Annotated in this window: 23 protein-coding genes and 2 pseudogenes; 11 read left to right on the top strand and 14 right to left on the bottom strand. The window is 65.3% G+C overall.

From position 1 onward, the window contains the following. Positions 1-3: 3 nt before the first annotated feature. Positions 4-1,365, bottom strand: a pseudogene (locus tag ACZYZ7_RS21550) (MBL fold metallo-hydrolase); the annotation flags it as partial. 217 nt (positions 1,366-1,582) lie between these two features. Next, entirely contained in the window at positions 1,583-1,939 is a 357-nt protein-coding gene (locus tag ACZYZ7_RS21545) for a limonene-1,2-epoxide hydrolase family protein (protein ID WP_463741776.1), read from the bottom strand. 274 nt (positions 1,940-2,213) lie between these two features. On the opposite strand from ACZYZ7_RS21545, the gene ACZYZ7_RS21540 reads away from it, so the two are divergent. Continuing rightward, complete coding sequence (locus ACZYZ7_RS21540; RefSeq protein WP_463741934.1) at positions 2,214-3,335, top strand: cytochrome P450; 1,122 nt, start codon at positions 2,214-2,216, stop codon at positions 3,333-3,335. 136 nt (positions 3,336-3,471) lie between these two features. Here the strand turns inward: ACZYZ7_RS21540 and ACZYZ7_RS21535 are convergent, their stop codons facing one another. The 8 genes from ACZYZ7_RS21535 to ACZYZ7_RS21500 form a co-directional block, all read right to left on the bottom strand. After that, positions 3,472-3,975, bottom strand: coding sequence for a hypothetical protein (locus ACZYZ7_RS21535; RefSeq protein ID WP_044524118.1), 504 nt, complete (start codon positions 3,973-3,975; stop codon positions 3,472-3,474). Between the two features lie 14 nt (positions 3,976-3,989). Next, on the bottom strand, positions 3,990-4,643 hold the full coding sequence (locus tag ACZYZ7_RS21530; RefSeq protein WP_135456784.1) for a TetR/AcrR family transcriptional regulator: 654 nt from the start codon (positions 4,641-4,643) through the stop codon (positions 3,990-3,992). A 116-nt stretch (positions 4,644-4,759) separates the two neighbouring features. Next, positions 4,760-5,908 carry an acyl-CoA dehydrogenase family protein gene (locus ACZYZ7_RS21525; RefSeq protein ID WP_450072277.1) on the bottom strand — a complete coding sequence of 383 codons (1,149 nt, stop codon included), beginning with the start codon at positions 5,906-5,908 and terminating at the stop codon, positions 4,760-4,762. A gap of 15 nt (positions 5,909-5,923) precedes the next feature. Next, positions 5,924-7,081, bottom strand: a complete 1,158-nt coding sequence (locus tag ACZYZ7_RS21520; RefSeq protein WP_450072276.1) for a thiolase family protein — start codon at positions 7,079-7,081, stop codon at positions 5,924-5,926. 17 nt (positions 7,082-7,098) lie between these two features. Continuing rightward, positions 7,099-8,319: a CaiB/BaiF CoA transferase family protein gene (locus tag ACZYZ7_RS21515; protein WP_463741775.1), complete on the bottom strand. Its 1,221-nt coding sequence runs from the start codon at positions 8,317-8,319 to the stop codon at positions 7,099-7,101. Between the two features lie 31 nt (positions 8,320-8,350). Beyond that, entirely contained in the window at positions 8,351-9,109 is a 759-nt protein-coding gene (locus ACZYZ7_RS21510) for an SDR family NAD(P)-dependent oxidoreductase (protein ID WP_463741774.1), read from the bottom strand. 13 nt (positions 9,110-9,122) lie between these two features. Continuing rightward, a complete protein-coding gene (locus tag ACZYZ7_RS21505; protein ID WP_450072273.1) occupies positions 9,123-10,301 on the bottom strand; it encodes an acyl-CoA dehydrogenase family protein in 1,179 nt (392 codons plus the stop codon). 52 nt (positions 10,302-10,353) lie between these two features. Continuing rightward, positions 10,354-11,649 carry an amidohydrolase family protein gene (locus ACZYZ7_RS21500; RefSeq protein WP_135456798.1) on the bottom strand — a complete coding sequence of 432 codons (1,296 nt, stop codon included), beginning with the start codon at positions 11,647-11,649 and terminating at the stop codon, positions 10,354-10,356. Positions 11,650-11,886: 237 nt separating this feature from the next. On the opposite strand from ACZYZ7_RS21500, the gene ACZYZ7_RS21495 reads away from it, so the two are divergent. The 7 genes from ACZYZ7_RS21495 to ACZYZ7_RS21465 are packed head-to-tail and all read left to right on the top strand — an operon-like array spanning position 11,887 to position 17,726. Continuing rightward, positions 11,887-12,417 carry a carboxymuconolactone decarboxylase family protein gene (locus tag ACZYZ7_RS21495; RefSeq protein ID WP_135456801.1) on the top strand — a complete coding sequence of 177 codons (531 nt, stop codon included), beginning with the start codon at positions 11,887-11,889 and terminating at the stop codon, positions 12,415-12,417. 26 nt (positions 12,418-12,443) lie between these two features. Then, positions 12,444-13,793 (top strand): aromatic ring-hydroxylating oxygenase subunit alpha, encoded by a 1,350-nt coding sequence (locus tag ACZYZ7_RS21490; protein ID WP_135456803.1) that lies wholly within the window; start codon positions 12,444-12,446, stop codon positions 13,791-13,793. Next, a complete protein-coding gene (locus tag ACZYZ7_RS21485; protein ID WP_090435114.1) occupies positions 13,786-14,115 on the top strand; it encodes a hypothetical protein in 330 nt (109 codons plus the stop codon). Before ACZYZ7_RS21490 ends, ACZYZ7_RS21485 begins: the two co-directional genes overlap by 8 nt. A 2-nt stretch (positions 14,116-14,117) precedes the next feature. Beyond that, entirely contained in the window at positions 14,118-15,359 is a 1,242-nt protein-coding gene (locus tag ACZYZ7_RS21480) for a metal-dependent hydrolase family protein (RefSeq protein ID WP_463741773.1), read from the top strand. After that, the gene (locus ACZYZ7_RS21475) at positions 15,343-15,789 is read left to right on the top strand and encodes a nuclear transport factor 2 family protein (RefSeq protein WP_019344217.1); all 447 of its coding nucleotides are present in this window, start codon (positions 15,343-15,345) and stop codon (positions 15,787-15,789) included. The genes ACZYZ7_RS21480 and ACZYZ7_RS21475 overlap by 17 nt, the downstream gene beginning before the upstream one ends. Further along, positions 15,786-16,907 carry an acyl-CoA dehydrogenase family protein gene (locus ACZYZ7_RS21470; RefSeq protein ID WP_463741772.1) on the top strand — a complete coding sequence of 374 codons (1,122 nt, stop codon included), beginning with the start codon at positions 15,786-15,788 and terminating at the stop codon, positions 16,905-16,907. The genes ACZYZ7_RS21475 and ACZYZ7_RS21470 overlap by 4 nt, the downstream gene beginning before the upstream one ends. 27 nt (positions 16,908-16,934) lie before the next feature. After that, positions 16,935-17,726 carry an acyl-CoA dehydrogenase family protein gene (locus ACZYZ7_RS21465; protein WP_463741933.1) on the top strand — a complete coding sequence of 264 codons (792 nt, stop codon included), beginning with the start codon at positions 16,935-16,937 and terminating at the stop codon, positions 17,724-17,726. Positions 17,727-17,797: 71 nt separating this feature from the next. Here the strand turns inward: ACZYZ7_RS21465 and ACZYZ7_RS21460 are convergent, their stop codons facing one another. Further along, positions 17,798-19,279, bottom strand: a complete 1,482-nt coding sequence (locus ACZYZ7_RS21460) for an adenylate/guanylate cyclase domain-containing protein (protein ID WP_463741771.1) — start codon at positions 19,277-19,279, stop codon at positions 17,798-17,800. 16 nt (positions 19,280-19,295) lie between these two features. After that, positions 19,296-20,078, bottom strand: coding sequence for an enoyl-CoA hydratase (locus ACZYZ7_RS21455; RefSeq protein ID WP_463741770.1), 783 nt, complete (start codon positions 20,076-20,078; stop codon positions 19,296-19,298). Positions 20,079-20,284: 206 nt separating this feature from the next. On the opposite strand from ACZYZ7_RS21455, the gene ACZYZ7_RS21450 reads away from it, so the two are divergent. The 3 genes from ACZYZ7_RS21450 (at position 20,285) to ACZYZ7_RS21440 (ending at position 22,366) form a co-directional block, all read left to right on the top strand. Then, positions 20,285-21,004 (top strand): TetR/AcrR family transcriptional regulator, encoded by a 720-nt coding sequence (locus tag ACZYZ7_RS21450; RefSeq protein ID WP_463741769.1) that lies wholly within the window; start codon positions 20,285-20,287, stop codon positions 21,002-21,004. Between the two features lie 145 nt (positions 21,005-21,149). Further along, positions 21,150-21,389, top strand: coding sequence for a hypothetical protein (locus ACZYZ7_RS21445; protein ID WP_463741768.1), 240 nt, complete (start codon positions 21,150-21,152; stop codon positions 21,387-21,389). 131 nt (positions 21,390-21,520) lie between these two features. Continuing rightward, positions 21,521-22,366, top strand: a complete 846-nt coding sequence (locus ACZYZ7_RS21440) for a mycofactocin-coupled SDR family oxidoreductase (protein ID WP_463741767.1) — start codon at positions 21,521-21,523, stop codon at positions 22,364-22,366. A 10-nt stretch (positions 22,367-22,376) separates the two neighbouring features. Here ACZYZ7_RS21440 and ACZYZ7_RS21435 read toward each other — a convergent pair. Both ACZYZ7_RS21435 and ACZYZ7_RS21430 read right to left on the bottom strand, forming a co-directional pair. Continuing rightward, a pseudogene (locus ACZYZ7_RS21435) lies at positions 22,377-23,178 on the bottom strand (SDR family NAD(P)-dependent oxidoreductase). A 29-nt stretch (positions 23,179-23,207) separates the two neighbouring features. Continuing rightward, complete coding sequence (locus tag ACZYZ7_RS21430; protein WP_463741766.1) at positions 23,208-25,625, bottom strand: CaiB/BaiF CoA transferase family protein; 2,418 nt, start codon at positions 25,623-25,625, stop codon at positions 23,208-23,210. Between the last annotated feature and the right edge of the window lie 44 nt (positions 25,626-25,669).

Raw genomic sequence — 25,669 nt, 5'->3', positions numbered from 1 at the left:
CGGCGCAGCGGCCCAAGACTCGTACCCGCCGAGCAGATCTGAGACATCGCCGAGACCTGCGGCTGTCAGCACGCTGGCCGCGATCACCGATCTGTAGCCACTCGCGCAGTGCACGACTGTCGGCCGGTCGCGGTCGAACTTGTCCAGCCGATCGAGCAACCTCGCCAGCGGGACGTGGACCGATCCCGGTATCGCGCCGCGTTCGAGTTCACCCCGATTTCGCACGTCGACGACGACGAGGTCGGTGATTGCGCTGCGGCGCGCGGCAAGTTCGCTGGCCGTCAGCCGCGAACTGCGTTGAACGAGTCCGGGGTTGTCGAGAAGCGTTTGCAACGGCTGGTCCAGGTGGCCACGTACATTGTCAAAGCCGATCCGGGCCAGGCGAACCTTTGCCTCGAGCTCGCGGCCGGGTTCGCACACCAGCACAATGTCCTGGTCGGGCCGCAGCACATCGCCCGCCCATTCGGCGAACCGGCCGCCGAGGCCGACATTCACCGAACCGCGCAGATGACCGGCCGCGAAGTCGACCGGTTCGCGCGTGTCCAACACGACCGCACCGTCGGCTTGCCGCTGCAACACCTCGGGCGTCGACAGCGGCTCGGGCGGGTGCTGCTCATCGAGCAGCGGCCGCTGCTCGCGGTTTCGTCGCGCGTCGAAGGAGAAATATGGTGGCGCGACGGGCTGCCCCTCGGTGACGACAGCCGCGAAGTCGTCCTCGCTCATGGGGGCCAGCGCGTAGTTGGTCGCCCGCTGTTCGGCGATCGTCGATGAGTTCTTGGTCGACAGGTTCTTGCCGCAGGCGGAGCCCGCTCCATGCGCCGGATATACCCGGGTTTCGTCCGGCAGCGTGAGGATCTGCTCATGCAGCGACCGGTACAACTGCCGAGCCAGCTGATCCGCGGACAGCCCGGCAGATCCGAGCAGATCGGGCCGTCCGACGTCACCGATGAACAACGCGTCACCGGTGAGGACCCCGAAAGGTTCGACGCTGTCGGGGTGCTCATAGATCACGACGCTGATCGACTCGGGTGTGTGACCCGGCGTCGCCCTGATCTCAAGCTGTACCTCACCGAGGCCGATCCGCTGTCTGTCAGCCAAGGGTTCGATGTCGAAGTCGGTCTGCGCCCCCTCGCCATAACATATGACGGCTCCGTGGGCAGCGAGCTCGAGGTGACCCGAGAGGAAGTCGGCGTGGACGTGGGTCTCGATGACCCGCTCGATATGTAGGCCGTGCTCGTCCGCGTCCTGCAGATAGACCGACACATCGCGGTGCGGGTCCACCACAACCGCCCGGCCCGTAGCCTCGTCGCCGACCAGATACGACAACTGAGACAAACAGCCCAGGACGTACTGCTGGAAGAACATGAACTGAGTCTGCGCTTGTCACGGTCGTTTGTGAGCACTCCGGGCAGCCCGAATTCGGACCTACTGGACTCGTCAATCACCGCGGTGGGCAGGGACGTGTGCGAACCAAACCTGCGATCACTACGCCTCGGTGCCCGGTTCGTGACAATCGGCTATGCCTCGGGTGAGTGACCCTGCCGCGCTGCGGAATACGCTGAAGAATGCGCGGTGGTCGAGCTCAGGACTCCTTCGGCGGATAGAAGTACTCCCGCCAGGCCGTGATCTTCTCGCCCTGTACCTCATAGGCGCCCATCACCGGCCAGCTCATCTGCTTGCCGTCCACGATCCAGTGATCGCGCCGTTCCATCAACACGACGTCCCCGGCTACGGCGAGGTGCAGGATCTCGAGGTCTACACACTTCCCGCCGGCGAAGAACCCCTTCATCATTTCGTGGATCGCATCGCGCCCCGCGAGCTTGGGCCAGTCGGGCCCGATGTCGAATGTGGCGCCGTCGGCGAAGTGACTCATGACTTCGTCGACGTCGTTGCGACCCCATGCGGCGATCTCGGCGCGCACAATCTCCTCAGCGGTCATCAGTCCCCCCGTCGGCCGTTGTGACAGACATTTACACTAGCCCGGCGGAGTGTAATTCCGGTAGACATCGTTTCGTAGCCATATCGGCACTTCAATCCGCAACAGCCAGTAGCGAATTCGATCCATGGCCACCCGCGAACGGCCGAATCCTTGACCGGGCTACCCTCGGCCTGCTAAGCAGGTGCACAGCCCATTCAATCTGGTCAGGAGATCAGCCGTGCCCACGTCGACCGAAGCCGATCTGTACTACGACCCGTACAACATCGAACTCAACATGAACCCCTACCCGGTGTTCGCCCGGATCAGGGAGGAAGCCCCGCTCTACTACAACGAGCAGCACGACTTCTACGCGCTGAGCCGCTTCGACGATGTCAACAAGGGCGTCATCGACCACGAGACGTTCATCTCCGGTCGCGGTGCGCTGCTCGAGATCATCAAGTCCGGCATGGAGATCCCGCCAGGAACATTGATCTTCGAGGATCCACCGATCCACAACATCCACCGCAACCTGCTGTCGCGGGTGTTCACCCCGCGCAAGGTGCTGGCGCTGGAACCGCAGATCCGCGAATTCACCGCACGCTGCCTCGATCCGCTGGTCGGGACGGACAAGTTCGACTTCGTCAACGATCTCGGCGAGCAGATGCCGATGCGGGTCATCGGCATGCTGCTGGGCATCCCCGAAGACCGGCAGCGGGCCATCACCGACCACGGTGAAGCGAGCCTGCAGGGCACGACGGTTGACGCGCTGGCTACCGGCGAAGTGTTCGCGGAGTTCATCGACTGGCGGACCGAACACCCGTCCGACGACATCATGACCGATCTGCTCAACGCCGAGTTCACCGATGAGACCGGCACCGTGCGCACGCTGCGCCGCGACGAGTTGCTGCTCTACCTGACCGTGATCGCCACCGCCGGCTCCGAGACCACCACCCGGCTGATCGGCTGGGCCGGCAAGACACTGGCCGAGTATCCCGATCAGCGTCGCGATCTGGTGAACACCCCGGACCTGATTCCGCAGGCGATCGAGGAGATCCTGCGATGGGAGCCGCCGGCCCTACAGATCGCGCGCTACGTCTCCCGCGACGTCGAGTACTACGGCCAGACCGTGCCGGAGGGTTCGGCGATGCTGATGCTCGTCGGCGCGGCCAATCGCGATCATCGCCGGTTCGCGCCCGACGGTGACGTGTTCGACATCCACCGGGAACATCACTCGCACATGACGTTCGGTGCGGGTACGCATTTCTGCATGGGTAACGCGCTTGCCCGGCTGGAAGGCCGCATCGCCTTGGAGGAGATCCTCAAGCGCTTCCCGGAATGGGAAGTCGACTGGGCCAACGCCAAACCGTCGGAGACTGCGGCGGTGCGGGGCTGGGCCGCGATGCCCACGTTCGTCTAGTGCTCGTTTGACATCGAGTCTGCGCACAGATCGCGAATCTGGCGGTTTTCGCGATCTGTGCGCAGTGTCGACGATCAGTGCGCAGGGTCGAACTCCGCTGCGCAGAAAATGATCTGCGGTCGGCAGAAAAGCTCCGTCAGCTGGCCGGAATCAGGTCAGCGGGCACCGAACGGCTGATCATCGTGCCGCACCGGAATGCCTCGGTGGTCCCGACGACCTTGGCCTCGGGATCGTTGACAGCCGCGAGTGCCTGCGCCTTGAAAGCACGTGCGGCAGCGGATAGTTCGTGACGTACGGGATCGACGCTCAGGTCCGCCGGACACTCGTCGCCCCACAATGTCACTTCGGTGTGACCCTGCTCCAGCGCGCCCAGGACACCGCGCCGCACGCGCTCATCGGTATTGAACAGATCGGCGGCCACCGCGACGGTCTGCGGATGCGGGCGGTCTTCCCAGGACTCCAGCACAGACTCCAGGGGCATCGTCTCCACCCCGAGAATCGCCAGCGGACGGACATCCTCGTCGGCACCGATCAGCACGGTGACATCCCACCCTGCCATCACCCGGTCGACCAGCCAGCCACCGGCGAACCGGACCGCGTCGACCACGCAGGGGGCAACCACATCAAGCCGATACCGCATGTCGTCCTCCAATCTCACTGGACGGCCGCCCCGTTGCGGCCGGCCGGCTGCTCGATATCCCGCCCCAGCATCTCCGCGTAGCTCTTGAACACGTCCGTCAACGGGAGCGAGGGATCGAGTAGCCATGAGGTCTCCATTCCATTGATGAATGCCAGGATTTCCACGGCCTTGGTGGCCGCGTCGAAGTCGGAGCGATAGCGGCCGCTGAGCTGGCCGCGGATGATGATGTCGGCGACGATGTCGCGGGCCGCCTGCTGCCGTTCCAGCAAACGATCGTGCAATGGGGCGTCGGGTTGGATGTTCTCCACCAGCAGGACCGTGAACGTGCCGACCAACTCGGGCGCCCGGACGAAACGCTCGGCCACCCGCTTGATCTCCTGAGCGAGATCACCGGAGCGGTCGGCGTGGATGTCGTCGTCGTGGTCGCGCGCATCGAGTACCGCGTTGAGCAGTTGCTCCTTGGACTCGAAATGGTGCAACAGGCCGGCCGGGGTGACGCCGACCTCCCTGGCGATCTGGGCCAGCGAGGTGTTGCGCCAACCGTTGCGTGCCAGCAGCTTCTCGGCCGCGGAAAGTATCCGCTGCCTGCGGTCTTCCCCCTTGGCCAGGAGCGTCTCGTAGGGCCTCGCGCCCTCGGACTGCCCCTGTAAACCCGAAACCGAAGCCACCGGACTCCTTCGTCGAACCAACCTAGTGAACACACAGTAAGTTGGTTTGACCGCTGTGACAAGCATCTCAGGGAAAGAATTTCCCGGCGGCCGTCACAACAGACGGATAGGCGCGTTCAGAGCCCCAGCGACTTCGCGATGATCACCTTCATGACCTCGCTGGTCCCGGCGTAGATGCGGGCCACCCGGGCATCCGTGTACAGCCGCGCGATGGGGTACTCCATCATGTAGCCGTACCCGCCGAAGAGCTGCAGGCAACGATCGATCACCCGCGCCTGCATCTCGGTGCAGAACAGTTTCACCCGGGCCGCATCGGCACCGGACAGCTCGCCGTCGACGTGCAGGGCCACCGCCCGGTCGAGCATCGTCTGGGCCGCTTCGACCTCTGTCGAGCACGCCGCCAGTTCGAACTTGGTGTTTTGGAAGGACGCGACCGGCTGGCCGAACGCTTTGCGGTCTTTGGTGTAGCCGATCGCCGCGGCGATGGCCGAGCGGGCCTGGGCCACTGAACCCACGGCCACGGTCAGGCGCTCCTGGGCCAGGTTGTGGCCGAGGTAGCTGAACGCCTCGCCCTCCTCCCCCAACACGTTGGCCACCGGCACCCGCACATCCGTGAACGACAGCTCCGCGGTGTCCTGCACCTTGCAGCCCATCTTCTCCAGCTCGCGGCCCCGCTCGAAGCCCGCCATGCCGTCCTCGACGACCAGCAGCGTCAACCCCTTGCGCCGGTTCTCCGGGTCGGTGGACGTCCGGGCCACCACGACCACCAGATCGGCCTGGATACCGCCGGTGATGAACGTCTTTGCGCCGTTGAGCACGTACTCGTCACCGTCGCGAACCGCGGTGGTGCGCATGCCGGCCAGATCCGACCCGGTCCCCGGCTCGGTCATCGCTACCGCGGTCAGCAGCGTGCCCGCCGCCAGCCCGGGGAACCAGCGCTGCCGCTGTTCTTCATTCGCGTAGTGCAGGAAGTACGGCAGGATCACCTCGAGCTGCGTGCGCACGGTCGACAACGTCACCATGGCGCCGGCGGCCTCCTCCTGGAGCACCACGTTGTACCGGTAGTCGTCGATGCCCGCGCCGCCGTACTCCTCGGGGATCGCCATGCCGAGCATGCCGAGTTCACCCATGTGCTTGAAGACGTCGCGGGGCATCCGGCCGCCCTTCTCCCACTCGGGATAGGCAGGGACGACTTCCTTTTCGATGAAATCGCGTGCGAGCTCGCGGAATGCCTCGTGGTCCTCGGTGAACAGATTACGTTGCACTACTTCTCCCTCGCGTCAGTCGATGAGCTCGACCAGCGTGGCGTTGGCGGTGCCGCCGCCCTCACACATGGTCTGCAAGCCGTAATGAATTCCGTTGTCGCGCATGTGATTGATCATCCGGGTCATCAGCACCGCACCCGACGCTCCGAGCGGGTGCCCCAGCGCGATGGCGCCGCCGAGCGGGTTCAGTTTGGCCTCGTCGGCGCCCGTCTCGGCGAGCCAGGCCAGGGGCACCGGGGCAAAGGCCTCGTTCACCTCGAACACACCGACTTCGTCGAGGCGTACGCCGGCCTTGTGGAGCACCTTCTCGGTGGCCGGGATCGGCCCGGTCAGCATCAACACCGGATCAGCGCCTGTCACCGCACCCGCGCGGTACCGCGCGATCGGCGAAAGACCCATCGTCACAGCACGTTCCTCGGTCATCACCAGCAGCGCCGCGGCACCGTCGGAGATCTGCGAGGAGTTGCCCGCGTGGATCACCCCGTCCTCGGCGAATGCGGGCTTGAGCCCGGCCAGTTTCTCCACCGTGGTGCCCCGACGCACGCCTTCGTCGGCGACCACAGGGTCCAGCTGATCGGCCGGATCGGGAAACACGGTGATCATCTGGTCCTCGAAGGCACCGCGGTCCTGGGCCGCCGCGGCCCGCTCGTGCGAGGCAACGGAGTATTCGTCCAGCTGGGTCCGGCTGAAGCCCCACTTCTGCGCGATCATCTCGGCCGAGATGCCCTGGTTGAACCCGAAATCCCGGTACCGCTCGAACACTTTCGGCCCGTACGGAGTGCCGGTGGCCCGGGCCGCCCCCAGCGGGACGCGGCTCATCACCTCCACCCCGCCGGCGACCACCACGTCCTGCTGGCCCGACATCACGGCCTGGACCGCGAAATCCAGTGCCTGCTGGCTCGATCCGCACGCCCGGTTCACCGTGGTGCCCGGGATGTGCTCGGGCCACCCGGCGGCCAGCACCGAGTAACGGCCGATATTGCTGGATTGATCGCCGACCTGCGAGACGCAGCCCCAGACCACGTCGTCGATGATGTCGGGGCTGATGCCCGCCCGCTCCACCAACGCATTGAGCACCAGCGCCGACAGGTCGGCGGCGTGGAATCCGGACAGTCCGCCGTTGCGCTTGCCGACCGGGGTGCGGACGGCCTCGACGATGACGGTTTCACGCATGGGGTTCTCCTCTACAACTAAGACTGGTAGGCCGGGCCGATTGCGCCCTGCTCCCGCAGGGAGGCGATCTGCTCGGCACTCAGGCCGATCCCGCCCAGGATGGCATCGGTGTGCTCGCCGAGCCCCGGCACCGCACCCATACCCAACTCCATGCCGCTGATCACCGGCGGCGGGAGCAGGGCCGAAATCTCCCCGTTGGGGGTGCCGACCTGACGCCACCGGTCGCGCGCTTTCAGGTGCGGATGCGTGATGACCTCACTGGGCAGGTTGTATCGCGAATTGCCGATCCCGGCGTCATCGGCGGTCTGCTGAATGTCATCGAGATCATGCTGGGCACACCAGGATTCAATGGCCTTGTTCAGCTCATCCCGATGCGCACAGCGGTCGGAGTTGGTAGCGAAGCGCGGGTCGTCGGCCAGATCGGGCCGCTCGATGATCTCTCGGGCCAGCCGCTGCCATTCCCGGTCGTTGGTGGTTCCCAGCACCACCGTCTGCCCGTCGCGGGTATCGAACGCGCCGTAGGGCGCCACGGCCGGCGAACTCATCCCCAGCGGAATCTGGTCGATCCCGGAGTGCTGGGTGTAGGCCAGTTGGTATCCCATGATGTCGGTCATGGTGTCGAACAGGCTGACCGCCACGGCGGGTGCGGCACCGGTGTCGCCCGTGCGCGCCCGGCCGAGCAACAGCGCCATGATGGACAGCGCCGAATACAGCCCCGTGGTGATATCCGCCACCGCCGCACCGGGTTTGGCCGGCATGCCGGCATAGCCGGTCGACGCGCACGAACCGGACTCGGCCTGCACCAGCAGGTCGTAGGCGCGCTTGTGCGACAAGGGCCCACCGGGTCCGTAGCCGTCGATCTCCACCGGGATCACCTGAGGATGACGCACCTTGAGGTCCTCGGGCCCGAGCCCCAGGCGCGCGGTGGCGCCGGGGGCGAGGTTGGACACGAAGGCGTCGGCACCGTCGAACAGCCGGTGCAGCACCTCCAAGCCCTCCGGCGACTTCAGATTGAGGGCGATCGATTCCTTACCTCGGTTGGCCCAGACGAAATGGGCCGCCTGGCCTAGCACGACATCGTCGTAGTCGCGGGCGAAGTCGCCGCCCTTGGGGTTCTCGATCTTGATCACCCTGGCGCCGAAGTCGGCCAGCACCCGGGTGCACATCGGCGCGGAGACCGCCTGCTCCATCGCGATGACGGTGATACCGGCCAACGGTAGGGAGGAGCAGTCCGTCATCGGTGGTTCGCTCGTAAACTCGCTCACAACGTCACATAACCATGCCGCCATCGACCGGGAGCACCTGCCCGGTGATGTACGACGCGGCATCGGAGGCCAGGAAGACGAACGCGCCCGCGACCTCGTCGGCCTCGGCCCACCGCTTGAGCGGAATGCGGTTCATCATGTTGGCCGCGAACTTCTCGTTGGTCCGGATGGTCTCCGTCATCGGCGTGGCCGCCAGCGGCGCGAGCGCGTTGACCATGATGTTCTTGGTCGCCAGCTCACGTGCCAACGACTTGGTGAAGCCGATCAGGCCGGCCTTGGCCGCCGAGTAGTTGACCTGCCCCAGGGTGCCGGTGATCCCGGCCGACGAGGTGACGTTGATGACGCGACCGGTCCCGTCCGTCGGCATGTGCGGCAGTGCGGCCTGCGTGACGTGGAAGGTGCCCATCACGTGGATGTCGAAGGTGACCCGGAATGTCTCGTCAGTCAGCTTCGGAAACATCGCCGGGGAGGTGACGCCGGCGTTGTTGACGATGATGTGCAGATTTCCCTCGCCGAGGGCTGCGGCCTGCGCGGCGGCGGCCACCGCGGCATCACGGTCACTGACGTCCAGCGCCGCGCTGTCGGCTTTGCCTCCCGCGGTGTTGATCCGGTCCGCGACCGCGGCCGCGGCATCCCCACTGATGTCGGTGACGAGCACCGCGGCGCCGGCTCCGGCCAGCGCCTCGGAAACCGCGGCGCCGATCCCGGCGCCGGCCCCGGTCACCAGCGCCGAACGTCCGGTCAGGTCGAAATAGGTTCTCATCGAACGGGTCTCCTCAGTAGCTCTTGGGCAGGCCGAGAACGTTGGCGGCGAGGAAGTTCAGGATCATCTCCTGACTCACCGGTGCGATCTTCATCAGCCGGGACTCGCGGAAGAACCGGGAGATGTTGTATTCCTCGGAGTAACCCATCCCGCCGTGGGTCTGCAGCGCACGGTCGGCCGCGGAAAACCCAGCATCCGCACACAAATATTTGGCCATGTTGGCCTCACGTCCACATGGCTTGCCGTTGTCGTAGAGCCAGGTGGCCTTGCGCAGGATCAACTCGGCGGCGTCGAGCCGGGCCAGCGAATCGGCCAGCGGGAACTGGATGCCCTGGTTCATGCCGATCGGCCGGTCGAACACCACCCGCTCGTTGGCGTACTTGACCGCACGGTCCAGCGCTACCCGGCCGATGCCGAGGGCCTCGGCCGCGATCAGCATCCGCTCCGGGTTGAGCCCGTGCAGGATGTACTTGAACCCCTTGCCTTCCTCGCCGATGCGGTGCTCGGCAGGCACCCGCAGATCGTCGATGAACAGCTCGTTGGAGCTCACCGCATTCCGGCCCATCTTGTTGATCGGACGGATCTCGACATGATCGCGGTCGAGGTCGGTCAGGAACAAGGTCAGACCCTCGGTCGGCTTCCCCCCGCGCTTCTGGACGTCCTCACGGGACTCGGTTCGGGTGAGCAGCAGGATCTTCTCGGACTCAAGCGCTTTGGAGATCCACACCTTGCGGCCGTTGACCACATAACTGTCGCCATCGCGCTTGGCGAACGTGGTGATGCGCGAGGTATCCAGGCCGGCACCGGGTTCGGTGACGCCGAAGCACACATGCAGATCGCCGTTGACGATGCGCGGCAGGGTGGCCGCCTTCATCTCCTCGGAGCCGAATACGACCACCGGCTGCATCCCGAAGATCGACATGTGAATCGCGCTGGCGGCGTTCATGGCTCCGCCCGACCGGGCCACCTCCTCAGCCAGGATGGTGGCCTCGGTGATGCCGAGGCCGTGCCCGCCGTACTCCTCGGGGATGGTCATCCCGAGCCATCCCCCGCCGGCGATGGCGTCGTAGAACTCCTGCGGGAACTCGTGGGCCTGGTCCTTGGTCATCCAATAGTGATCGTCGAACTTGCCCGCCAGCTCCGCAACGGATTTGCGGATCAGCTGCTGGTCCTCGGTCAGCTCGAAGTTCATACCGCCCGACACTGTGTGCTCTCCTATTTTCTCGGCCGAGAAGTCTCGGCGTTCAGTCTCGTGCGCCGGCAACGGCTTTGGCGTTCGCCTGGAAGTCGGCGAAGGTGGTGCCGGTCTTCTCCTTGTGACTCAACGCGCGGATGGACACATCGTGGCCTTCGGCCTGCTTGCGCAGTGCACCGACAGTCGCCTGCTCCTTGGGAACGTGGGCGAAGGGGTCGAAGTGGTAGAGCCGCATGGCGTTCTCATGGGTGATCTTGTTGATCTCGTCGTCGGGAACCTCGTAGGTGTCGAACACCGCGCTCAATTCCTCGGGGGCCCCGGGCCACATCGAGTCGCTGTGCGGGTAGTCCATCTCCCAGCAGATGTTGTCCACGCCGATCTCGTGGCGGTTCTTCACCCCGACAGGGTCGGAGATGAAGCAGGTCATGAAGTGCTCCCGGAACACCTCCGACGGCAACTTGCCGCCGAAGTCCTGATGCGTCCACGTCGAGTGCATGTCATAGGTGCGGTCCACCCGGTCCAGGAAGTACGGAATCCACCCGGTGCCGCCTTCGGACAACGCGATCTTCAGACCCGGATAGGCCTTGATCGGCGCTGACCACAACAGATCGGCCGCGGCCTGCACGATGTTCATCGGTTGCAACGTGATCATCACGTCCATCGGGGCGTCCGGCGCCGTGATCGCCAACTTGCCCGACGATCCGATGTGCACGTTCATCACGGTGTCGGTGTCAACCAGGGCCTCCCACAACGGCTTCCAGTACTCCAGGTCGTGGAAGGACGGGTAGCCCAGTGTCGACGGGTTCTCGGTGAAGGTCAGCGAGTGCACGCCCTTCTTCGATACCCGGCGCACCTCGTCGGCGCACAGCTGCGGATCCCAGATCGCCGGAATGGCCATCGGGATGAACCGTCCGGGGTTGGATCCGCACCACTCGTCGATGTGCCAGTCGTTGTAGGCCCGGACCAGCGCCAGCGAGAAGTCGTCATCGTCGGTGGCGAACAATCGCGCGGCGAAACCGGGGAACGAGGGGAAGTTCATGGTGGCCAGCACGCCGCCGGCGTTCATGTCCTTGACCCGCTCATTGGGGTCGTAGCAGCCCTTGCGGATCTCATCGAGCCCCTGGGGCTCCAGTCCGTACTCCTCCTTCGGCCGGCCCGCCACCGCGTTCAGCGCCACGTTCGGGATCACCGTGTCGCGGAACTGCCAGGTGTCGCTGCCGTCGGGGTTGTGCACCAGCCGTGGCGCCTCGTCGCGGTACTTCTCCGGAAGGTGGTTCTTGAACATGTTCGGCGGTTCGATGATGTGGTCGTCGACGCTGATCAGGATCATGTCGTCTTTGTTCACTGCCTCGCTCCGTCCCATTGGCCGTCACATTGGTTCTCTATGAGAGAAAACTAGCTTCTCATCTAGAGAGAATCAATGTCTGAGGCTGCTGACGAGGAGATTTAGCCAGGTCACCTCGCAACCCGACGGGTTCTTGTTGACCATCGCCACAAAAGATGGAAACCTATTAGTCGGAAATGAGAACCTGATTCTCATCACCGAGAGTCAGTGATGGGTCATCGAGAGGAGAACCGCCCCGTGCGCTTGGCCCCCTTACCCGCCGAGGAGTGGGACGACGACGTGCGACGAGCACTGTCGGTAATGCTTCCCGAGGAGCGGCTCAATCCCGAGGGAGCGGGAACCGCGCTGTCGACGCTGGCCCGCCACCCCGCGCTGACCAAGGCGTTCCTGCGGTTCAGCAATCATCTGCTGTTCCGCTCGACGCTGGACCCGCAGATGCGAGAGCTTGCCATCCTGCGGATCGCCCATCGCAAGAAATGCGAGTACGAATGGGCCCACCACGCATTCATCGGCAAGTCCGAGGGACTCACCGATGAGCAGATCGCGAGCAGCACCAGCGGCGAAGGCTCCACCCCCCTCGACCAGTTGGTGCTCGATTCGGTCGACGAACTCGACGGGCAATCGGAGATCTCGGACGGCACCTGGGCCGCCCTGAGCGAGCACCTCACGGAGCGCCAGCGCATGGACCTGGTCTTCACAATCGGCGGCTATGGCCTGATGGCCATGGCTTACAACACCTTTGGAATTGCGCCGGAATCCGGCCACTAACTCCAGAACGAGAAAGTAGGTAGACAATGGCGCACTTCCCCAAGCCAGCTGTCGGCAGCTGGACCGAGAATTGGCCTGAACTGGGCACCGGCCCGGTCAACTACGAGGATTCGATCGATCCCGAGCACTGGAAACTGGAGCAGCAGGCCATCTTCCGCAAGACCTGGCTGCAGATGGGCCGTGTGGAGCTGATCCCCAAGAAGGGCCGGTACATCACCCGCGAGCTGCCGTCCGTCGGCCCCGGCACCTCGATCATCATCGTCAACGACGGCGAGCAGATCCGCGCCTTCTACAACCTGTGCCGCCACCGCGGCAACAAGCTGGTCTGGAACGACTACCCGGGCGAAGAGGTCTCCGGCAGCTGCCGGCAGTTCGTCTGCAAGTACCACGCCTGGCGTTACGACCTCAAGGGCGACCTGACGTTCATCCAGCAGGAGCAGGAGTTCTTCGACGTCGACAAGGCCGACTACCCGCTCAAGCCCGTGCGCTGCGAGGTGTGGGAAGGCTTCATCTTCGTCAACTTCGACGACGACGCGGTGTCGCTTGAGGAGTACCTGGGCGAGTTCGCCGAGGGCCTCAAGGGTTATCCGTTCCACGAGATGACCGAGCACTACAGCTACCGTTCCGAGGTCAAGGCCAACTGGAAGCTGTTCATCGACGCGTTCGTCGAGTTCTACCACGCGCCGATCCTGCACATGAAGCAGGCGGAGAAGGAGGAAGCCGAGAAGCTCGCCAAGTTCGGCTTCGAGGCGTTGCACTACGACATCAAGGGCGATCATTCGATGATCTCGTCCTGGGGTGGCATGAGCCCACCGAAGGACCTGAAGATGGTCAAGCCCATCGAGCGCATCCTGCACAGTGGCCTGTTCGGGCCGTGGGATCGCCCCGACATCAAGGGCATCCTGCCCGACGAGCTGCCGCCGGCGATCAACCCCGGCCGGCATTCGACGTGGGGCCAGGACTCGTTCGAGTTCTTCCCGAACTTCACCCTGCTCTTCTGGGCGCCGGGCTGGTATCTGACCTACAACTACTGGCCAACCGGTGTGGACAGCCACATCTTCGAGGCCGACCTGTACTTCGTGCCGCCGAAGAACCTGCGCGAACGACTGTCCCAGGAACTGGCCGCGGTGACGTTCAAGGAGTACGCGTTCCAGGACGCCAACACGCTGGAAGCCACCCAGACGCAGATCGGCACCCGCGCCGTACTCGACTTCCCGCTGTGCGACCAGGAAATCCTGCTGCGCCACCTGCACCACACCGCTCACAATTACGTCGACCGGTACAACGAGGCCAAGGCCAACGGGAATGGTTCAACGAACGGCAATCACGCCGCCCCGAGTGAGAAGGCCGCAGAAAAGGATGCCGCAAATGTCTAAGTTGCCTGAAGAATTCGCCGACCTGGAGCGGTTCAGCGACTGGTGCCTGCCCACCGAGGAGGAGCGCTATCAGAAGCGTCTCAACTCCTCGATGGACGAGATGCAGGAACTCTACGACGCCGGTATGGCGCGCCTCGAGGACATCATGGTCTACGTCGATGCCCGCTTCCCGCTGGCGAGCATGCCGGACGACGCCAAGGCGCTGGTGCATCTCGGTCAATCCGTCGTCATGGTGAGCTTCCCGATCGAGGTGTGGAAGCAACCGCGGGTGCTCGACAGCGGTGCGGCCTACATCAATCTCATCAAGGAGCCGGTGGTTTAGTCGTGTTGACCCTCAAAGCTGCGGGTCTTGTCGACGTCGATGCCGGGACGATCATTCGTCCCGGCATTGTCCGTGTCGACGGGGACCGAATCGTCGCCGTCGGAGACGGCAAAACAGACCCAGTTATAGGTCCTGATGACGAGATCATCGATCTCGGCGACTCCATCCTGCTGCCCGGCCTGATGGACATGGAAGTCAACCTGTTGATGGGCGGCCGCGGTGAGAACCCGGGCCTGTCCCAGGTACAGGACGATCCGCCGACCCGCGTGCTGCGGGCCGTGGGAAATGCCCGCCGCACCCTGCGCGCCGGGTTCACCACCGTGCGCAATCTCGGACTGTTCGTCAAGACCGGCGGATACCTGCTCGACGTCGCGCTGGGCAAGGCCATCGACGCGGGGTGGATCGACGGGCCGCGGATCATCCCCGCCGGCCACGCCATCACCCCCACCGGCGGGCACCTCGATCCGACGATGTTCGCGGCGTTCATGCCGGGCGTGCTGGAGCTGACCATCGAGGAGGGCATCGCCAACGGGGTCGATGAGATCCGCAAGGCGGTGCGCTACCAGATCAAGCACGGAGCTCAGCTGATCAAGGTGTGCTGCTCGGGCGGCGTCATGTCTCTCACCGGCGAAGCTGGGGCACAACACTATTCGGACGAGGAACTCCGCGCCATCGTCGACGAGGCGCACCGGCGCGGGCTGCGCGTCGCGGCCCACACCCACGGCGCCGAGGCCGTCAAACATGCCGTGGACTGCGGCATCGACTGCATCGAGCACGGATTCCTGATGGACGACGAGGCCATCCAGAAGCTGGTCGACAACGATCGGTTCCTGGTCACCACCCGCCGGCTGGCCCAGGCCATGGACGTCTCGAAGGCGCCGAAGGTGTTGCAGGACAAGGCTGCCGAGATGTTCCCGAAGGCCGAGACATCGATCAAGGCGGCGTATGAGGCCGGAGTGAAGATCGCCGTCGGCACCGACGCACCGGCGATCCCGCACGGCAAGAACGCCGACGAGCTCGTCACGCTGGTGGAATGGGGTATGCCCCCGGCAGCGGTGCTGCGCTCGGCCACCACGATCGCCGCGGATCTGCTCAATGTCACCGACCGGGGCCGGCTGGCCGAGGGCCTTCTCGCCGACATCATCGCGGTGCCGGGTAACCCACTCGAGGACATCAGCGTTACACAACGTGTGAATTTTGTAATGAAAGGCGGTAAGGTCTTCCGCAATGAGCACATCAACTGACTCCCCGACGCGGACCGAGGATCTGATCGAGATCCAGCAGGTGCTCGCCAAATACGCGGTGACCATCACCCAGGGCGACATCGACGGTCTGATCAGCGTTTTCACCCCCGACGGCACGTACAGCGCATTCGGCGAGACCTACACGCTCAATCGCTTCCCGGTACTGGTGGACGCCGCCCCCAAGGGCCTGTTCATGACCGGCACCGCCCTGATCGACCTGGTCGAAGGGGCCGATACGGCGTCAGGCACCCAGCCGCTGTGTTTCATCGAGCACTCCAAGCACGACATGCGCATCGGCTACTACCGCGACACCTACGAGCGGACCGCCGAGGGCTGGCGGCTGAAGACCCGCGCGATGACCTTCATCCGGCGCAGTGGCGATCACGACCACGGTCGGCCGCACGCGATCGGCAGGCCGGAAGCCGGATGAGCGACTTGTTCGAACCCGCGACATTCCGTACGGCGCTGCAGAGTTGGCTCGCCGACAACGATCTGACACCGCCTGATGACCATTCGTTGGAAGGTCACATGCGCCAGTTCGCCCGGGTGCAGAAGGCGCTGTACGACGGTGGCTGGAGCCGTTACGGCTGGCCCGAGCACGCCGGTGGGCTGGGCGGCCCGGAGATGCTGCGCGCCATCGTCGGCGAGGAAGTGGTGGGCCGCAGGCTGGCCGAACCCGGTCCTTATTCGATGCTCGAAGTGCTGGCGCCGACGATGATCGACTACGCGCCCAAGGAACTGGCCCCCGAGATGGTGCCGAAACTGCTGTCCGGCGAAGAACAGTGGTGCCAGGGGTTCTCCGAACCCGGGTCAGGAAGTGACCTGGCATCCCTGACCACCCGTGCGGTCCAGCGCGGCGACAAGTGGGTCATCAACGGCCAGAAGGTCTGGACCAGCTTCGCGCAGTACTCGCACCGGTGCATCCTGCTGACCCGGACCGGCGACGCGGACACTCCCAATCACCAGGCCATCACGGCGTTCTTCGTCGACACCGACGCACCGGGCATCACGGTGCGCCCGTTACGCACCATGCACGATGTCGACGAGTTCTGTGAGGTGTACTTCGACAATGTCGAGGTCGACGCCAACCGGATGCTCGGTAAGCCCGGCGACGGCTGGCAACTGGCGATGGACCTGCTGCCCTATGAGCGCTCGACCTGCTTCTGGCAGCGCATCGCCTACCTGTACTCACGGTTCGACGCGCTCGTCGAAGCGGTGAAACGGCAAGGGCAGGTGGTGGATCCGGACCTCGGAGAGGTCTACCTGGCCCTGCACACGCTGCGCTGCCGGTCAGCGGCCACGCAGCACCGGCTGGCCGAGGGCCACAAACTCGGACCGGACACCTCGATCGACAAGGTTCTGCTGGCGAGCGCCGAACAGCTGCTCTACGACACCGCCCGCAATCTGATGCCCGGCGTCATCGAGCTCGAAGACTCCGAATGGCGCACCGAGTACCTGTACTCGCGCGCCGCGACCATCTACGGCGGCACCGCTGAAGTGCAGCGCAACATCATCGCGCGGCGACTGCTGGACCTCGGGAAGGAGTGAGGCATGGATTCCACGACTGAACCGGGCATGGATGCCCAATCACTCGGCTTGCTCGAAGACACCCTGCGCAGGACCATGCTGTCGGCCTCGGGCCCGGAGCTGGACGCCGCGCTCGCCGAACTGGGCTGGGCGGAGATGCTGTCCGACATGCCCGAAGTCGCCATGCCGCTGGTTTTCCGGCTACTGGGCGAAACCGGTTCTCATGCTTCGGTTCTCAACGATGTGCTGCTGGAGACCATCGGCGGTCTGCCCGGCGGTACTCCGCCGATGCCCTACGCCGGCGGCACCTGGGTGGTGTGGGAACGCCAGAACAACGAAGGCAACATCACCCTCGGCGGGCTGCCGCTGCGTCAGGTACCTGATGGGCAGCTGCTGCGGGTGTCCGAAGCCCGACGGGCACTGGGCTGGTGGCTGATCGGTTCGGCCCGGGCGATGCTGACCCTGGCACGCCAGCATGCACTGGACCGGGTCCAGTTCGGAAAGCCGATCTCGTCGTTCCAGGCGGTGCGGCACCGGTTGGCCGAGACACTGGTGGCCATCGAAGGCGCCGAGGCGACGCTGAGCCTGCCCGGCGCGGACAACGTCGACCTGAACTCACTGCTGGCCAAGGCCGCCGCGGGCAAGGCCGCGCTGACCGCGGCCAAGCATTGCCAGCAGGTGCTCGGCGGCATCGGCTTCACCGAAGAGCACGAGTTGCACCAGCACGTCAAGCGGGTCCTGGTGCTCGACGGATTGCTGGGCAGTTCAAGGGAACTCACCCGAAAAGCCGGAGCCGGTCTGCGGGCCCGTGGCACGGTGCCGCGTCTGGCCCAGCTGTAGCGTTTCTCTGCCGAGCAGACATGAAACTGCCCCTTTTCGATCGAAAAGGGGCAGTTTTTTGTCTGCTCGCGCTAGGGGGTGAGGGGTTCGGCGAAGACCGTGGCCGTCGAACGGCCACGCAGCACCGTCGAACCACGCACCACCCAGTGCTCACCTTCGTCGACATCGGCATGGGCCAGCGCGCTTCCTGAGCACAACACCGTCGACTCGCGATCCTTGGCATGGTCGGCCAGCCGCGCCGCCTCGTTGACCGCGTCTCCGATCACCGTGTACTCGTAGCGGTTCTCGGCACCGATGTTGCCTGCGAACACCGATCCGCACGAAATGCCGACGCCGAACTCCACATCCGGCAGCTTGTGCAGCCGTGGCACCAACGCCCGCGCGGTGGCGAGCGCCGACGAGGCCGGATTGTCCAGCCGTAGCGGCGCGCCGAAGACAGCCAGTACGGCGTCACCCTCGAACTTGTTGATCAGGCCGTGATGCCGCTCGACCGTATCCACCACGATCTTGAAGAACCCGTTGAGCAACTGCGCCACCTCCTGCGGCGGGCGGGAGGCACCCAACGCGGTCGAGCCGACCAGGTCGACATAGAGAACCGCGGCATCACGGACGTCGCCGGTGACCGCCCCGCCCTGCTGCAGCGCATGTCGGGCCACGTCGACCCCGACGTAGCGCCCGAACAGGTCGCGCAACCGGTTCCGCTCGGCCAGGCCGGCCAGCATCCGGTTGAATCCGAATTGGAGCCGGCCGATCTCGGACGACTCGTAGACCCTCACCGAGACACCGGACCAACCGCGTTCGACCGCTTTCATGGCGAGCACGACCTCCCCGACAGGGTCCGATACCGAACGCGCCACCAGGACCATCGACCGAAGTCCGAAGACCAGCGAGATGATGGCCACCACCAACACCGCCGCCTCGACGGGCGCCGTCTTCTGGACGAACCAGCCGTTGGAGCGTGCCAACACGATCAATGCGATGCCTGCCAGGGGCAGCCCGCTGAACAGCGTCCAGATGGTGATCAGCCTGGCCAGCACGCCGGGCATGCGAACTATCGTGGCCGAGGACGCGGTCAGCGACGCCGCGGCGATCGGCCGCAACATCCGCTGGGTGACCAGGAATCCCATGCAGGCGGCCGCGACGCCGCCGAAAAGGATCGCACCGCCCATCACATACGCGACACCTCCCCCGGCATCGAGATTCAGGAGCGTGTACACGAGCGCGCTCACCGCCCACGTGGTGAACTGGATGATGGTCTGACGCGGCGCGATACGCATTGCGGCGCGTTGCTGTTGCGGCGTCGGATTCTCGCCCGCGGCAAACCATTTGAACGTCGGGTGGACGTTGACCCAACCGACCACGGTATCGACGATCGCCGCCGCGACCATCAGTGCGATCAGGGCAACGAGATTCGCCTGGGTCAACAGCTCCCGCGCATCACCGACGGTGTTGCGGCTGAGCGCCAGCACCACGAACGTCACTGCCGCCGCCGCGGTGGTCTGTGCGTAGATCTGCCTGGCCGCGTAACTCACGCTGAGCCGGATGGCCCCCATATTCAGAGGCCCAGGCCTACTTGATGTTCTGCTTCATCCCGTCGATATCCATCAGCACCGGCCATCCGCTGACGCTAAGCGCATTGCCGTGTCCGGTCTGGTGAATGTCGAACACCGATTGGATCGCGGCGTAGAAACCCTGTACGTCGAGGGTCTGATTGACGGCCCGCTTCGCTTGGCGCAGGGCGAATGCCGGCATCTGGGCGATCTGCGCGGCCAGCTCGGCAGTCTGGGCGTCCAATTCGGCGCGCGGCACCACCCGGTTGACCATGCCCGTGCGCTCGGCCTCCTCTGCGGTCAATGCCCGGCCGGTGAACAGGATCTCCTTGGCCTTGCGGGCACCGAGTTCCCAGGTGTGTCCGTGGTACTCGACACCGCCGATGCCCATCAGTGCCACCGGATCGGAGAACAGCGCATCGTCGGCGGCCAGGATCAGGTCACACGGCCAGCAGAGCAGAAGACCGCCGGAGATGCAGCGCCCCTGCACCGCCGCGATCGACGGCTTGGGCACGTTGCGCCACCGCAGCGTGTACTCCAGATAGCGCCGCGACTCGTGCTCGATGAGAAATTCCAGCGTGATCTTGTCGGGCACCGGCCCACCGCCACGTAGGTCATGCCCCGCGGAGAAGTGCTTGCCGTTGGCCCGCAGGACGATCACCTTCACATCTCGGTCATCGGCAGCCCTGGTCCACGCGGCGTCGAGCTCGTCGAGCAGTTCGGGGTTCTGGGCATTGGCCGCTTCGGGCCGGTTGAGTGCGATCGTGGCGATCGAATCGGCGACGTCGTAGTCGATGTACACGTGTTTCCTTCTGTTCACAGCTGCCACGCGACAGCCGCCCTCGCGACCGCGGCAGCTACCCGCAAACAGCGCCCCGGCGGCGCCAAAATTGATGCGAAACCCTTCTTCTCAAAGGACTTCTATAATTCCCGTCATGAGAATACTATTCTCACAGTACGAAAGTTACAATCTCCGACACGTTGGCCGCGAGGGGGTCTGGCACCACAATGGCAAGGCGTTCTCCGGTACAGTCAGTTCATGTTCTCCCCACTCGACAAGCGTCCGAGCAGCCAGTGACCACCGCTGGCGAAGAACCCGCATGGAAGCAACGAGCTGTCGAGCGGTCAATCAAAACCGCCAAATTGCGCGCCGCCCAGCGCGTGCAACGGTTCCTGGACGCGGCCCAGGCGATCATCATCGAAAAAGGCAGCACCGACTTCACGGTGCAAGAGGTCGTCGACCGCTCCCGCCAGTCGCTACGCAGCTTCTACCTGCAATTCGACGGTAAGCACGAGCTCCTGCTGGCGCTGTTCGAGGACGCTTTGAGCCGCTCGGCAGACCAGATCCGGGCCGCCACCTCGACACAGGGCGAGCCGATCGAGCGACTCAAGGTCGCCATTCAGCTGCTGTTCGAATCGTCCCGGCCCGATCCGACCGCCAAGCGCCCGCTGTTCACCGACTTCGCGCCCCGCTTGCTGGTTTCGCATCCGTCCGAGGTCAAGGTCGCGCATGCACCGCTGCTGGCCCTGCTCACCGAGCTCATGGAGGAGGCCTCCGAGGCCGGCCAGCTGCGCTCCGGGATCAACCCACGACGGATGGCTGCGATGACGATGCAGACGGTGATGTTCGTCGCCCAATCCAGCGGCGGCACCGATGACGCCTCGATCCATCCGATCACCGCCGACGAGGTCTGGGACTTCGTCGCCAACGGATTCGCCGCCAGCTAGCCGAGAATTTCGTTCTCCTAGGGACAGAATTGTCCTTACACTCAGGCGTGCGCCCGATCTCCGGACTCACCGCCGTCGCGTCGTGCAACGCGCGACCGGCACCATCGGAACCCACGCACCGCGCTCGATTATCGAGCATCCACACGTGGAACTGAGCGGTGTTCACGTCTTCGAGGCCGACAAGGTCGGCACCGACGCCGGCGATGTGCGCGGTCTACACCGCACCCCTGGACATCGACCGGCGGATGCCGATTCCGCTCGATCGGATGACTGCGCCATCCCCGGGCCGTACCGCGAACCCCGCGGTCAACGCCGCGCCCTTCGTCTGCGCCGCCGCACCCAGGACCGTCGCCGCGATGGGGACTTGAGAACTTCGTTCTTCTAAGCGGAGAGTACATATTGCCCGAAACGTATCTGTCGTTGACACAGCAGGCGGCCCGGTGACAGAGTTGCTGAGCAGGTGCACAGAATTTCACCGAGTATGCGGCAGACACGAAAACAGAACTGGGGTAATCAATGACTGGACGGGTGGAAGGCAAGGTCGCGTTCGTCACCGGCGCGGCCCGCGGCCAGGGACGTAGCCACGCGGTGCGGCTGGCGCAAGAGGGCGCCGACATCATCGCGATCGACATCTGTGGACCGATCCGGCCCGGCGTGGAGACCGCCATCCCGTCCTCCACCCCCGACGACCTGGCCGAGACCGCCAGCCTCATCAAGGGACTCAACCGCCGCGTCGTCACCGCCGAGGTCGACGTGCGCGACGCCGATGCGATCAAGGCCGCGGTGGACAGCGGTGTCGAGCAGCTCGGGCGCCTCGACATCATCGTTGCCAACGCCGGTATCGGCAACGGCGGCGATGTCCTGCACGAGACGAGCCAGCTCGACTGGGACGAGATGATCGACATCAACCTGTCGGGTGTCTGGAAGTCGGTCAAGGCCGGTGTGCCGCACCTGATCGAAGGCGGCCGCGGTGGCTCGATCATCCTGACCAGCTCGGTCGGCGGGCTCAAGGCGTACCCGCACTGCGGCAACTACGTCGCTGCCAAGCACGGTGTCGTCGGTCTCATGCGCGGCTTCGCCGTCGAGCTGGGCCAGCACAACATCCGCTGCAACAGCGTGCATCCCACGCATGTGGCGACCCCGATGCTGCACAACGACGGCACATTCAAGATGTTCCGGCCCGACCTGGAGAACCCGGGCCCCGACGACATGGCGCCGATCTGCCAGCTGTTCCACACCCTGCCCATCCCGTGGGTCGAGGCGGTGGACATCAGTAACGCCGTGCTGTTCCTGGCCTCCGACGAGGCCCGCTACGTCACCGGCGTGACGCTGCCGGTCGACGCAGGAAGCTGCCTCAAGTAGGTCGGGACCCCTAGCCCGGACCGAGTGTTGCGGCACCGGTCTGCGGGTGGCGGTACCAGCCACCCGCAGCCCGGGTGCCACCGTCGACGTGAATCGTCTGCCCGGTGATATAGCCCGACATGCCGGACGCCAGAAAGACTGCTGCCCCGGCGATTTCGTCGACATGACCGGCCCGGCCCAGGGGAATGGCGTCAGTGATCCCCGACGGCGGACCGCCCGGTGACAGCGCCAGCAGTCCCTCGGTGATGGTCAGGTCGGGCGCGATCGCGTTGATCCGGATGTTGTGCGGCGCAAGTTCGAACGACGCGGTCTGGGTGTAGTTGATGACGCCGGCCTTCGCGGCCGCGTACGCGGCATAGCCGGGTGCCGCACGCACTCCCTCGATCGACGTGAGATTGATGATGCTGCCCGGCAATTCATCGGCGACCAATCGGCGCGCCACCCGCTGGGTACACAACAGCACGTGGCGCAGATTGCTCCTGTACAGCGCGTCCCAGCCGTTCTCGCTGGTTTCCAGCAGCGGCGAGGCGAATACGCCGCCGGCATTGTTGACCAGGATTCGCACCGGCCCCAACTCAGAAGCGGTCTGCGACAACGCGGCATCCACCTGCTCGGCGTCGCGCACATCGGTGACGATCCCGAGGGCACCGATCGATTCCGCGGCTTCCGCACAGCTGTCCTATTGCGCGGCTTGCGACCGAGGCGCCGAAGGTCGCGAGGCCGGCAGCGATACCCCGGCCGATACCGGTGCCGCCGCCGGTGACAACCGCCACCTGACCGGTGAGCAGGATGTCAGAAGGATTGATAGCCATGGTTATTCAGGCTAGCGGCTACACCTCTCTCAGCGAGCCGCCTTGCGGCGTCCGCCGACCCCGGGTTCGGTGCCGATCACGCCATCGGAGGCCAGCGTGGCGATCTCGTCATCGGACAGCCCCAGTTCGGCCAGCAGTTCGTGATTGTGCTCGCCGAGCAGCGGTGCGGCCTGCCGATGCAGCGCCCGTGGCCCATTGGCCAGTGAGACGGGCAGGGTGCTGTGCGGTGCGGCGTTGTTCACCGGATGCCCGACGTGTTCGAAGAACCGCCGGAACCGCACTTGGTCGAGGTCCAGCTGCCGGTGCGGCTGCATCACCTTGGCCACCGGAATGCCCACCGGCCACAGGGTTTCGACGATCTCGTCGCCGCTGCGCGGTAGACACCAGGCGGCCAGCTTCTCGTCGATCAGATCGTGGTGCGCCCGCCGCCCGTCGGCCGAGTCCAATGCCGGATCCATGGCCCAATCCGGCTGCCCGATCGCCGTGCGCAGTGCGACCCACTGGGCATCGGTGCTGACTGCGATCGCCACCCAACTGTCTTCGCGACCGAACTCGTCGATCTCGGCGCTCCGGTAGATGTTCTGCGGCGCCGCGGCCGGCCCACGGTTGCCGTCGCGCTGCAGCAGCGCACCGTAGGCCGAGTACTCGATGACCTGTTCGGCGGCGACGTTGAGTGCCGCATCGACCATCGCGGCCTCGACGAGCGCTCCCCGTCCGGTATTGCGCCGGTGCTCGAGTGCGAGCATCAACCCCGACAATGCGTGCACCCCGGCATTGGGGTCCCCGATCGAATACGGTTCGAACGGAGTGCGATCCGGGTAGCCCGTGAGCCAGCTCAACCCAGCAGCGTCCTCGATGATGTACGCGAACGCCGGGTTGTCCCGCCACGGCCCGTCCAGCCCGAAGCCGGGCATGCGCACCATGATGATGTCCTCGCGCAACTCCCGCAGCGAGTCGAAGTCGAGCCCGATCTGCTCGATCACCCTCGGGGTGAAGTTCTCCACCACCACGTCGCAGGTGGCGATGAGCCGGCGCAACAGATCCCGGCCCTGCTCGGTCTGGAAATCCAGGGTCAGGCTCTTCTTGTTCGTGTTGAGCGCACTGAAGATCGGCGAGCGTTCCCACCACTGCTCGACGGTGGCCGGGATACCCGCGATCAACCGGGTGCCGTCCGGGCGCGGGGTCGACTCCAGATGGATGACCTCGGCACCGAGCATGCCCAGCGGATGGGTGCACGACGGCCCGGCCCAGAACGTGGTCATATCGAGGACACGTAACCCGCTGAACGGCAGCCGATCCCCGCCGGGTACACCGACCGGCACATCGCGCGGGGTCAGCTCCGTAGCCCGGATCTCTTCGGTGTGCTCCCCCAGACGGGGAGCCGGCGCCGCCTCACGCAACGCAGCACCTGACAGCCGGTACGGTGCGGCGGGCTGGGTGAACCCGCGCTGCGGATTCCGGATGAACGCCTGCCGCTGCACGAAATGGTCCATGGCGGTGACGTTCTCACCGTTGCCGACCGGTGAGTTGGGGATCCGGAACGCCGCGGCAAGTTCACGGAGGTCGTCCGCTCGCTGCTCACGCACCCACGCGTACAGCTCCTCGGCATGCAGGTTGGCCTGCTCGGTGATCGTGAGCTCCGAGGTCTCGTCGATCCATTCGTCGTGACCCGACATCGCACACAGGTCCCACCACTGCTGGGCGGTGCCGCACCCGAGTGCGACCAGACCGTCGGCCGCCTCGGCGATCCCCGGAACCGTGGGCTTTCGCTCGCTGCGCCACGGGCGGCCCAGCATTTCGAAGTAGGTGACCGGGTAATACGTCAGCCCCAGGATCTGGGCCTCCAGCGCCGACAGATCCACCAGCTCGCCGTGGCCGTCACGAATCGCCCGCGCTCGGAATGCCAGCGTCATCGCCGCCGCGTACGCACCGGCCAGCCACTCGCCCACCTGCCCGCCGATCGATACCGGCGCCCGGTCCTGCACGCCCCGCCCGATCCCGATCGCGCCACCTGACCAAGCCTGCAGAGTGAACTCGGTGGCGGCCCGGCCACTCCACGGCCCGTCCAACCCGAACGGTGTGATCGTCGTGACGATCAGATGGGGATGCCGCCGAAAGAGATCCTCGGGTGCCATCGACTGGGCGACAGACGATTCCGGAGACCAGATCACGGCGTCGGCGGCTGCCACCAGCCGGTCCAGCAGTTGCGGGTCGTCAGGAGGGACGACCACACTGCGTTTCCCGCCGGCCAGGAAGGCGAACAGGGCGCCGTCCTGATCGGGGCCGATGTGTGCACCCGAGGCCGACCAGCGGCGCAACGGGTCACCTTCGGGGGCCTCGACTTTGATCACATCTGCGCCGCCGTCGGCGAGGATCTTCGTGGCGTACGCGCCGGCGATCCCGCTGGACAGGTCGATGACGATGTACCCGTCAAGTGGTGCTGTCATGTCCGCTCTCCCGCCGAAACCGCATTCCAGCAGGCGGCCACTCG

Source organism: Mycobacterium sp. IDUB_17, assembly GCF_055419465.1.
The sequence above is the reverse complement of the archived record's forward strand: the minus strand, read 5'-3'. Positions and strand labels throughout refer to the sequence as shown.

Excerpts from the sequence above, each read along its gene's own strand:
- ACZYZ7_RS21545 (WP_463741776.1), bottom strand. The coding sequence starts at position 1,939 with ATGACCGCTGAGGAGATTGTGCGCGCCGAGATCGCCGCATGGGGTCGC.
- ACZYZ7_RS21475 (WP_019344217.1), top strand. The coding sequence starts at position 15,343 with ATGAGCACATCAACTGACTCCCCGACGCGGACCGAGGATCTGATCGAG.
- ACZYZ7_RS21535 (WP_044524118.1), bottom strand. The coding sequence starts at position 3,975 with ATGCGGTATCGGCTTGATGTGGTTGCCCCCTGCGTGGTCGACGCGGTC.
- ACZYZ7_RS21465 (WP_463741933.1), top strand. The coding sequence starts at position 16,935 with ATGGATGCCCAATCACTCGGCTTGCTCGAAGACACCCTGCGCAGGACC.
- ACZYZ7_RS21440 (WP_463741767.1), top strand. The coding sequence starts at position 21,521 with ATGACTGGACGGGTGGAAGGCAAGGTCGCGTTCGTCACCGGCGCGGCC.
- ACZYZ7_RS21540 (WP_463741934.1), top strand. The coding sequence starts at position 2,214 with ATGAACCCCTACCCGGTGTTCGCCCGGATCAGGGAGGAAGCCCCGCTC.
- ACZYZ7_RS21460 (WP_463741771.1), bottom strand. The coding sequence starts at position 19,279 with ATGGGGGCCATCCGGCTCAGCGTGAGTTACGCGGCCAGGCAGATCTAC.
- ACZYZ7_RS21505 (WP_450072273.1), bottom strand. The coding sequence starts at position 10,301 with ATGAACTTCGAGCTGACCGAGGACCAGCAGCTGATCCGCAAATCCGTT.
- ACZYZ7_RS21510 (WP_463741774.1), bottom strand. The coding sequence starts at position 9,109 with ATGAGAACCTATTTCGACCTGACCGGACGTTCGGCGCTGGTGACCGGG.
- ACZYZ7_RS21490 (WP_135456803.1), top strand. The coding sequence starts at position 12,444 with ATGGCGCACTTCCCCAAGCCAGCTGTCGGCAGCTGGACCGAGAATTGG.
- ACZYZ7_RS21450 (WP_463741769.1), top strand. The coding sequence starts at position 20,285 with ATGGCAAGGCGTTCTCCGGTACAGTCAGTTCATGTTCTCCCCACTCGA.
- ACZYZ7_RS21520 (WP_450072276.1), bottom strand. The coding sequence starts at position 7,081 with ATGCGTGAAACCGTCATCGTCGAGGCCGTCCGCACCCCGGTCGGCAAG.
- ACZYZ7_RS21515 (WP_463741775.1), bottom strand. The coding sequence starts at position 8,319 with ATGACGGACTGCTCCTCCCTACCGTTGGCCGGTATCACCGTCATCGCG.
- ACZYZ7_RS21470 (WP_463741772.1), top strand. The coding sequence starts at position 15,786 with ATGAGCGACTTGTTCGAACCCGCGACATTCCGTACGGCGCTGCAGAGT.
- ACZYZ7_RS21485 (WP_090435114.1), top strand. The coding sequence starts at position 13,786 with ATGTCTAAGTTGCCTGAAGAATTCGCCGACCTGGAGCGGTTCAGCGAC.
- ACZYZ7_RS21430 (WP_463741766.1), bottom strand. The coding sequence starts at position 25,625 with ATGACAGCACCACTTGACGGGTACATCGTCATCGACCTGTCCAGCGGG.